At 34.5% G+C, this 9,761-nt stretch carries 10 protein-coding genes; all 10 read left to right on the forward strand.

Going from position 1 to position 9,761, the window contains the following annotated elements; genetic code table 11:
* The coding region (locus J5224_RS22440; protein WP_264627467.1) for a GNAT family N-acetyltransferase at positions 1-422 on the forward strand (422 nt) is incomplete at its 5' end.
* A complete protein-coding gene (locus J5224_RS22445; protein WP_264627468.1) occupies positions 415-1,527 on the forward strand; it encodes a DegT/DnrJ/EryC1/StrS family aminotransferase in 1,113 nt (370 codons plus the stop codon). The genes J5224_RS22440 and J5224_RS22445, both read left to right, overlap by 8 nt.
* A complete protein-coding gene (locus J5224_RS22450) occupies positions 1,524-2,777 on the forward strand; it encodes an O-antigen translocase (protein WP_264627469.1) in 1,254 nt (417 codons plus the stop codon). The genes J5224_RS22445 and J5224_RS22450 overlap by 4 nt, the downstream gene beginning before the upstream one ends.
* Before the next feature lie 33 nt (positions 2,778-2,810).
* Positions 2,811-3,749 (forward strand): glycosyltransferase family 2 protein, encoded by a 939-nt coding sequence (locus tag J5224_RS22455; RefSeq protein ID WP_264627470.1) that lies wholly within the window; start codon positions 2,811-2,813, stop codon positions 3,747-3,749.
* A 310-nt stretch (positions 3,750-4,059) separates the two neighbouring features.
* The gene (locus J5224_RS22460; protein ID WP_264627471.1) at positions 4,060-5,037 is read left to right on the forward strand and encodes a hypothetical protein; all 978 of its coding nucleotides are present in this window, start codon (positions 4,060-4,062) and stop codon (positions 5,035-5,037) included.
* Positions 5,037-6,197 carry a glycosyltransferase family 4 protein gene (locus J5224_RS22465; RefSeq protein WP_264627472.1) on the forward strand — a complete coding sequence of 387 codons (1,161 nt, stop codon included), beginning with the start codon at positions 5,037-5,039 and terminating at the stop codon, positions 6,195-6,197. Before J5224_RS22460 ends, J5224_RS22465 begins: the two co-directional genes overlap by 1 nt.
* Before the next feature lie 120 nt (positions 6,198-6,317).
* Complete coding sequence (locus J5224_RS22470; protein WP_264627473.1) at positions 6,318-6,731, forward strand: acyltransferase; 414 nt, start codon at positions 6,318-6,320, stop codon at positions 6,729-6,731.
* 54 nt (positions 6,732-6,785) lie between these two features.
* Positions 6,786-7,517: a glycosyltransferase family 2 protein gene (locus J5224_RS22475; RefSeq protein WP_319802467.1), complete on the forward strand. Its 732-nt coding sequence runs from the start codon at positions 6,786-6,788 to the stop codon at positions 7,515-7,517.
* On the forward strand, positions 7,514-8,476 hold the full coding sequence (locus J5224_RS22480; RefSeq protein WP_264627475.1) for an NAD-dependent epimerase/dehydratase family protein: 963 nt from the start codon (positions 7,514-7,516) through the stop codon (positions 8,474-8,476). Before J5224_RS22475 ends, J5224_RS22480 begins: the two co-directional genes overlap by 4 nt.
* A 58-nt stretch (positions 8,477-8,534) precedes the next feature.
* The gene (locus tag J5224_RS22485; RefSeq protein ID WP_264627476.1) at positions 8,535-9,701 is read left to right on the forward strand and encodes a nucleotide sugar dehydrogenase; all 1,167 of its coding nucleotides are present in this window, start codon (positions 8,535-8,537) and stop codon (positions 9,699-9,701) included.
* Positions 9,702-9,761 lie beyond the last annotated feature (60 nt).

Below are 9,761 nucleotides of genomic sequence, written 5' to 3' on the forward strand. Positions count from 1 at the left end.
CTGCTGATTTTGCTAGTTTCCATTTATTGTTAAGTTCTGTTTTAGCTAAATTTGGTGCGCAGCCAGTACATTCAGCTGAAGAGCTAATACTATTAGCTTCTCGATTCCCTAACAATATTAATTTATACACAGCTAAAAAAGATGAAGAAATCATTGCCGGATGCTTGGTTTTTGATTTTGGATGTGTAGTGCATACTCAGTATCTGGCTTCTAGCCCCGAGGGACGCACTCTAGGTGCATTAGATTACTTACTAGCGACGTTGATTCAGCAAGTGTATCAAGAAAAAAAGTATTTTAGTTTTGGAATATCTACAGAACAAAGTGGAACTTTTTTGAATGAAGGCCTAATTGCCCAAAAAGAAGGGTTTGGTGGAAGAGGTATTGTTCATGATTTTTACGAATGGGATTTAAGTAATGATTGATTTTTTGAATCTAAAAGATGTAAATGCAGTATACAAAGAAGAGTTAATTGCTGTTGCTGAACGCATTATTTCATCTGGATGGTTTATCGCCGGGAAGGAATTAGAACTCTTTGAGAAAGAGTTCTCTAACTATTGTGGCGTTAAACATGCAATCGGTGTAGCCAATGGGCTAGATGCTTTGATCCTCACTCTTCGTGCGTGGAAAGAACTTGGAAAGCTGAAAGCTGGTGATGAAGTTATTGTCCAGGCAAACACATATATCGCTTCTATATTGTCAATTACTGAAAACGATTTAGTTCCAGTACTTGTTGAACCTGATTTTGATACTTATAACATATCTTATGAGGGGGTTAAGAGTGCAATCACTAAAAAAACTCGTGTTATCCTTCCTGTTCATCTATATGGACGGATTTCTCCGATGTTGGAAATCATGGAGTTGGCAAAGGAGCATGATTTATTAGTTCTTGAAGATTGTGCTCAGGCTCATGGTGCGATGTCCGAAGGGATCAAGGTTGGCGCTTGGGGTGATGCGGCGGCTTTTAGTTTTTATCCAGGAAAAAATTTAGGTGCTCTGGGTGATGCTGGTGCAATAACTACAAATGACGATGAATTAGCCCAAGTACTCCGAGCTGTTAGAAATTATGGTTCACATAGGAAATACGAAAATTTATATCAGGGTGTCAATAGCCGCCTTGATGAATTACAAGCAGCATTTCTTTCTGTAAAATTGAAACATTTGGATAAAGCTAATTTGCGAAGGCAAGAAATTGCTAATAAGTACATTGGTAATATTAAAAATGACTTGGTTTCGCTACCCAGCTTGCCAAAGTCAAACACTGAGCATGTCTGGCATCTTTTTGTTATAAGATGTGAAAATAGATATAATTTAAAATGCCATCTCTCTGAAAGAGGCATAGAGACATTGATTCATTATCCCACGCCACCACATTTACAACCAGCATATCGTAAACTTGGGTTTGAGTCTGGAGCGTTCCCAATAACAGAGTGCATCCATCAACAGGTATTAAGTCTTCCAATGGGGCCGACTATATCGAATGACGAAGTGGAAACGGTTATTTCTGTAATCAATGAGTTTAGAGGATGAAAAAGCTACTTTCAGTCACATTTTTTAGCGCTTTACTGACATTAGTGAAAATGGGAAGTGGTTTTATCATCGCCAAAGTGGTCGCTGTTTATACTGGACCCAGTGGAATGGCTATGTTGGGACAGATCCAAAGTATTGTTGCTAGCTTGAATGGTATAGTCAATGCGCCTGTCAGTAGTTGCATCGTTCGTTATACTGCGGAAAATGAAAAGCAAGGTATTAGCGCATGTAGCCCTTGGTGGAAAGCAAGTGTTTGGTGGCTTTGTTGCATTCAATTAGTAGTTATGCCCCTAGGTGTTGTATTTTCAGAACAGATTTCTTTATGGCTCCTTGGTACAGCCGATTATAAATGGCTCATATGCTCAGCGACACTTGCATTGCCTTTGGTTTCTGTAGGTACATTGATTAATTCGATCATAAATGGCTTCCAACAGTATAAGTTCTACATTGGTATAGGCGCACTTTCAAACATATTTTCATGTGTGTTGATGGTATTTTTAATTGTATATAAAGGGATTGATGGTGCTTTATTTGCAGCCACTATTCAGGCAGCATTAATTGGCATTATATTAATGTGTTGTGCTTTGAAACAACCATGGTTCAAATTTTGTTATTTATGGGGTAGGGTTGATAAATATCATAAAAAAAAAGTCGCTGGGTATATCCTCATGGCTGTTACTACTACTGCGTTAACTGCCCCTGTTGCTTTAATATTCGTTCGTCGCATCTTAGTAGAAAATGTAGGTTGGGAATATGCTGGGCATTGGCAAGCTGTATGGAAAATATCAGAAGCCTATCTTGCTGTTATAACAATTTCATTAAGTACATATTATTTGCCTAAGCTTTCATCTTTAAAAAATAAAAAAGAAATTCGTGCTGAAATTAATAAAACTGCATTGATGATAATTCCTGCTGTAGGGTTGATGGCCTTGGTTGTATATCTATTTAGAGATTTCGCTATAAAGATATTGTTCAGTAATGAATTTTCTGATGCTAGAAAATTATTGGCGATTGAATTAATTGGTGATGTGATAAAAATTGCGAGTTGGCTGTACGCCTATCCCATGCTATCGAGAGGTTCGACGGTATGGTATGTATCCTCGGAAATTGTATTTTCTATTACCTTTGTAATATTAGTCTTTATTTTAGTTCCTCATTACTATACGCAAGGTGCAAATATTGCATATTTGATTAATTATATGTTTTATTTTTTATTTCTCTATCTTAATTTGGAAAGATATGCAAAATGAATTTTTTAAAAATATTGTTGCTGGTGCCATCTAGTGAATAAAATAGATAAAATAACTGTTGCTGTAATTACATATAATTCAGGGACGACTGTGAGTGAAACCCTGGATAGTATTTATAACCAAACTTATGGTGTGAAAAATATCGAGTTAATCATAAGCGATGATTGCTCAAGCGATAATACAGTACCGATTATAAAAACTTGGTTAAAAAATAAAACTGATGATTTTTATAAGGTTGTTATTCTTGAGAGCTCAGAAAATAAAGGTGTAGTTAAAAATTGTAATCAAGCATGGAAAAATGCCACATCTAATTGGATCAAATCTATAGCAGGTGATGATATACTTCTACCAAATTGTTTAAAAGATAATTCTGAAATTGTAGAAAATAAAGATGATCTTGCTGTTTTGTTCTCCTTAATGGATGGCTTCTGCGTTGATGCCTCTGGATGTAAAATTAAGACGCGTGTATATCCTCCTCTTTATCAACAAAGAATATTAATGAAGTCGGCTAGTGAACAACTAGCATACTTATCATATGGTGATTTAGGAGCAGCTCCTAGTTCATTTATTAATAGAGAAAAATTGCAGCGCATCGGATATGCAGATGAGCGCTTCAAATTAATTGAAGATTTACCTCTGTGGTATAAATTTGCAAAAGCAGGTTACAGCTTATCCTTTTTATCACAAAAAACAGTTTTATATAGAATGAGCGGAGATTCTATATCGAATTCTTCAAGTTTTTTGCTTAACGAAACTTTTGTTAAAGATTTAATATTGATTGATAAGTTAATTATAATTCCAGATTTACATAAAATAAAAATACTACTAAAAATTAGAAAGTTGCTATGGCCTCGCCTTGCATTGTTAATTATTTTCATTTTTGGGAATAAAAGAAATTATTTATCAAAGAAATTGCTTTCGTTATGCTTACTTGTGAAGCCTAATGGAATACGAAGACTATTTGAAAAATAATACAGTGTAAAATAAAAACATTGAGGCCGATACTGTGACTTTGCTTAACAAACCGAAAAGTAGAATGTTCTTTGTTTTTTTATTACTGTTATATTTTGTTTATGGGGTGTCTTATAAATTTACATTTTCGGTTCCAACTACGTACATTTGTGCATTGATATTATTGTTTTATTGTTCCATTGACATAATAAAGAATGATTTAAAAGTCAATATTAACCATGTTAAGTTTCCTTTGATTTTTGCTGTTTTTTTGTTTTTTATATCTTTTTTTAATTATCTGTATAATTCCGATGGCACTCCGGATTTATATATGATTAAAATATCTTTTATGTATATAATTATTTTGTTCTTGATACCATTTGTTGTGGAGTGCATATTTAAAGGTCAGGTTGAAATATTACTGTATTTGGGTGGTGTAGGAGTTGTAAATGCTATATTTATTATACTGATGCTTTTTGTTAAGCCTTTTCAGTCTTTTTATCTCTCTTTAATTGACAGCGCAACATTTGATCTTGTAGGTGGCAGTGAAGCAATTGATAGCTTAATGTCGTTGCGCTTGGTCGGGATAACTGGTTTTTCAGCTTATACAACTGGCTTTTTACAAAATATTCTTGCTCTTTCTATGATTTGTTACATTCATCTATCCTCAAAGAAAATTCATGTTTTTTATTATATTTCGTTAGGCTTGATAATCATTTCAGCGATAGCAGTAGCGCGATCAGCAATAGTTGGGACATTTATTATAGCTATAATTTCGCTTTTTTATTTCAGTTTTTTTAGAGTATTTAAAATAATTTCCATTATCACATTTTTAAGTTTTTTATCTGTGTGGGGGATTATTAATATTTTACCTCAGGAACTTAGTTCGTTTTTTATTCACTGGGTCACCGAGCTTTTTTCATCCGGTATGGAGACTGGTTCTGTAAAAAGCAATGTATCCATGTTCATATATTCACCAAGTGATTTTAATATATTAGGTTTTTCAAAATGGTATGGCGATTACGGTGGGTATTTTATGAGTACGGATATCGGATGGTATCGAGTTCTTTTCTCAATTGGGTATTTAGGACTCTTTATTTGGATGTTTTTTCTTGTGTCATTAATTGGCTTCGATACGTTAATCAAAAAAAATAAAACGTGTATATTAGGATGGTGTATTCTTGCATATGTCTTTATTATGATGTTCAAAGGTGCCGTATTATTTGATAGCTATCAATCCATCTTCGTGGTTGGCGTGATTTTTTATATTATCAAAAGAACCAGGGTGAATAATTATAAGAGGTGTTAATGAACATTGGTTTATATTGTAACTGGGGGGTTGTTTTAAAAAAAGATGGTTTTTATATATCAGCGATTCATGCTAAGTATATATTGGCCTTTTTGGACAAGTCTGAAAAAATAACTCTGCTTTCTAAGGTAAAAAAAAATGGAGTAGAAGATGGTGATGTTTTTTTAAGTTATAATAGGATAACGGTAATATCCTTACCTTCTTTCCATAATTATGTCGGCGCAATAAAATATTTTAAAGAAATTAAAAATGGAATAAAAGAACTGCAAGCTGTATCAAGTTTTATATATGTAAGAACACCAGAACCATTTTCCTGGCTTCTGATGAATCATAAAACAACTTCTGTTAATTATCATTTCACATCAAATCCTATTCAAGTTATAAAAAATAAAAAAATATCAAAATTTAAGAAAGTTATATTGTTAATGCTTTTTTATCCCGAGTATTTATTAACTTGCTTCAGTGCTTACTTTTCATTATGCTCATCGAACGGGGATTCAGTGAAAAGTAACGTGCCTTTTTTCTTGCGTAATAAATTAAAAATATTGATCGAAAGTTCAATCACTTCTAAGGAAATGCGCACTGCTCTAAGTAGCAAAAAAGTTATAAATAATAGCGGTGATAAATTAATTAATTATATATGTGTTTGCCGATTTGTACCAGCTAAAGGAATAGAAGTACTAGTTGATGCGATTTTTAGATTAGTAAATGAAAAGAAAATACACAATATTTCATTGACATTTGTTGGTGATGGTCCAATTTATCAAGATGTTAAAAATCTTGTGGAGCAATATGAGTTACAAAAATATATAATCTTTAAAGGATTTGTTGAAAATGGACCTGAGTTGTTCGAAATATATAAAAAATCAGATGTGTTTATTAATCCTTCTTTGTCGGAAACAGGCCCTAGAGTTATATTGGAGGGCATGGCTTATTCATTGTATTGCATAACAACAGACGTTGGTTATTGTAAGCGTGTTTTAAGTGATGGAAATAAAATATATGGCTATGTTATCAATAGAGACAGTAGTAACGAGTTGATGGATGCCATGCTCTATGTGCATAATAATTTCGATTCGTGTTTATTAGATGGTCTTCACTGTCAAAAAATTGTTCAAGAATATACCTTAGATAATTTTATTAATGAAGTTATAAGGTGATTCGGTTTTATTACGAGATGAATAATGACACATAAATTGCTACTTGTTTACTCGTGGTTTGTGAGAACCCTATTTATTATATTACCAGATGTGCCCTTGATAATGCGATTTAGAGGATTCATGTATTCTCTAGCTATGCCTGCATGTGGTAAAAATTTTCAAGTTTCAGCAAATGTCATTATAAAAGGATTAGACTTGCTGAGTGTTGGATGCGATGTGTATATAGCTCCAAATGTTGTGATTAATTGTCATGCACAAGTTATTTTGCAGGATCAGGTAATGATTGGTTTTAATTCTGTAGTGGTTTCAGGGAACCATACGTATTTGAATGGTTCCTTTAGATTTGGTATTTCAAGTCCGTCTCTAATTCAAATAGGATTCGGGAGCTGGATTGCGGCTAATTGTACTATATGTGCTGGTGTTAAAATTGGATCAGGGTGCTTAATAGCTGCGAACTCAGTGGTTAATCGGAACTGCGATGGTGGTTTTATTTATGCCGGTGTGCCTGCAAGAAAAATAAAATCTTGTATATAATAAGAAGGTTTAAAGTTATCAATGAATAGTAATTCTGACCTGATATCAATCATAATGCCGACATACAATTCATCTAAGACTGTGTGTGAGAGTATTGACTCTGTTTTGGCACAGACCTACCCTAATTGGGAGCTGATTATAACTGATGATTGCTCATCAGATGATACATATGCGTTAGTGTCCAGTTACGCAAAGAATGATCAAAGAATTAAAGTTTTTGTGAACGCTATAAACAGCGGCGCAGGTGTATCGCGTAATAATTCTATTGAAAATGCTAATGGTAGGTATATAGCATTTCTTGATAGTGACGATCTATGGAAAAATAAAAAACTTGAATTGCAAATTTCTTTTATTAAAGATAACAATTATCAGCTTGTTTACTCTGGATATGATAAAATAGATAGTAATGGTAATTATATCTCTAGGATTATCCCTCCTGCTAAAGTAAGTTATGATAGGTTATTGAAATCAAATGTTATTGGCTGTCTCACTGCTCTATATGATACACATACGCTTGGTAAAGTATATATGCCGACAATCCGCAAACGTCAGGATATGGCATTATGGCTAAAAATTCTTAAACAGACTGATTATGCTTATTGTATCCCTGAAAGTTTAGCATTATATAGGGAAGGGCATCAAAGTTTGTCCTCTAATAAAGTTAAGATTCTTTTCACTCAGTGGTTATTTTATCGCCATTACTTGAAATTCGACGTTTTTAGATCAAGTTACTATTTTTTGAATTATATATTTTATGGTTTAAAGAAACATGGAGTAAAAAAATGACAATTAACATTGCTATCATTGGCGGGTCGGGGTTCATTGGAACTCGCCTATCTGGCTTACTTATTGAAGACAATATTTGTTTTACAATTATTGATAAAGTGAAAAGTGAAAGTTATCCTGATAAGTGGGTCTATGGTGATGTGACTAAACCTGAAACCTTGAGACAAGTATTGTTAAATAGCAATGTTGTTATCAACCTGGCTGCTGAGCATAAAGATAATGTCTCTCCAGTTAATTTGTATTATGATGTGAATGTTCTTGGAGCTAAGAATGTTTGTGACATTTGTAATGAATTAGAAATTAAAAAAATTATCTTTACTTCTTCAGTTGCTGTTTATGGTTTTGTAGATAAAGAGACTGGTGAGGATGGTGAGTATAATCCATTCAACCATTATGGAAAATCTAAACTCGAAGCAGAGAGTGTCTACAATGAGTGGCAATCTAAAACACAAGGAAATAGTTTAATTACTATTCGGCCTACGGTCGTTTTTGGCGAGAGAAATAGAGGGAATGTTTATAATCTTTTTCGACAAATTGCAACTGGAAGATTTTTGATGATAGGTAACGGCGAAAATCAAAAGTCAATGGCTTATGTTGAAAATGTAGCTGCTTTTATAAAATATTCCATCAGCATTCCTTCAGGATACCACGTTTTTAATTATGTTGACAAGCCTGATTTTACAATGAACGAACTTACAGATATTATTTGTCAATCATTAGGGAAGAAAAAAAATAACACCCATGTACCCTATGTAATCGGATTGTTCGGTGGTTACTGTTTCGATCTTCTGTCTAAGGTGTCAGGCAGAGAATTCTCTGTAAGTAGTGTGAGAATCAAAAAATTTTGCGCACGTACACAGTTTAAATCTAATTTTATTGATTACACTGATTTTACGGCTCCTGTTGCACTTTCTATTGGTATACAAAATACTGTCAAAAGTGAGTTTTTAAATAACTAACCTGCTATTGCAGGTAGGGATATCATAATTACTTATATCCTATAGGTGTGGTGTATAAATGAAAATAACCATCATTGGCACTGGTTACGTAGGCCTTTCTAACGCTATGTTGTTGGCTCAAAATAATCAAGTTGTTGCATTTGATATTGATGAGGAAAGGGTCGTACTACTTAATGAAAAAAAATCCCCTATTCAAGATAAAGAAATTGAAGGGTTTTTATTATGTGATTATTTAAACTTTTCGGCTACGAGTGACAAAAAGTATGCTTATGAAAATGCTGATTTCATTATTATTGCTACACCTACGGACTATGATCCAAAAACAAATTTTTTTAACACACATTCCGTTGACGCAGTAGCATATGATGCATTAACTCTTAACCCTGGTGCGTCGATTATTATTAAATCAACTGTCCCTGTAGGTTATACTAAGCATCTGTGCCAAAAATTCGGAGTGGATAACATAATTTTCTCCCCTGAATTCCTACGCGAAGGCAAGGCACTGCACGATAATCTCTACCCATCGCGTATCGTTGTAGGGGAACGCTCAGCGCGAGCAGAGCAGTTCGCTAATCTGCTGCTTGAAGGTGCCATCAAAAAAGATGTGCCGGTTTTATTCACAGATTCAACAGAAGCAGAAGCCATCAAGCTGTTTTCTAATACCTATTTGGCAATGCGTGTAGCCTATTTCAATGAGCTTGATAGCTATGCACAGATTAACGGTTTAGATAGCAAACAAATTATTGATGGCGTGGGGCTGGATCCTCGCATCGGCAGTCACTATAACAATCCCTCCTTTGGTTACGGTGGTTATTGTCTGCCGAAAGATACCAAGCAACTGCTTGCCAACTATGCCAGCGTACCGAATAGCCTTATCAGTGCAATTGTTGAAGCAAACCGTACCCGCAAAGATTTTATCGCTGATTCCATTATCGATCGTGAGCCCAAAGTGGTGGGGGTATACCGCTTGGTGATGAAAGCGGGCTCAGATAATTTCCGTGCATCAGCTATTCAAGGGGTGATGAAGCGTATTAAAGCCAAAGGCATTGAAGTCGTTGTTTATGAGCCGGTACTTAAGGAAGACACGTTCTTCCGTTCCCGCGTTATCCGTGACCTTGATGCATTCAAAGAAATGGCAGATGTGATTATCTCTAACCGAATGACATCGGAATTGGCGGATGTCGCGGATAAAGTGTATACCCGCGATCTGTTCGGTTCAGATTAATTAAGTTTGCAATAGAAGTGCAAATTTGCGAACACGCATTCAGCTACTGGAGCAGTAAAC

The sequence above is a fragment of the Candidatus Symbiopectobacterium sp. NZEC135 genome, from assembly GCF_025962695.1.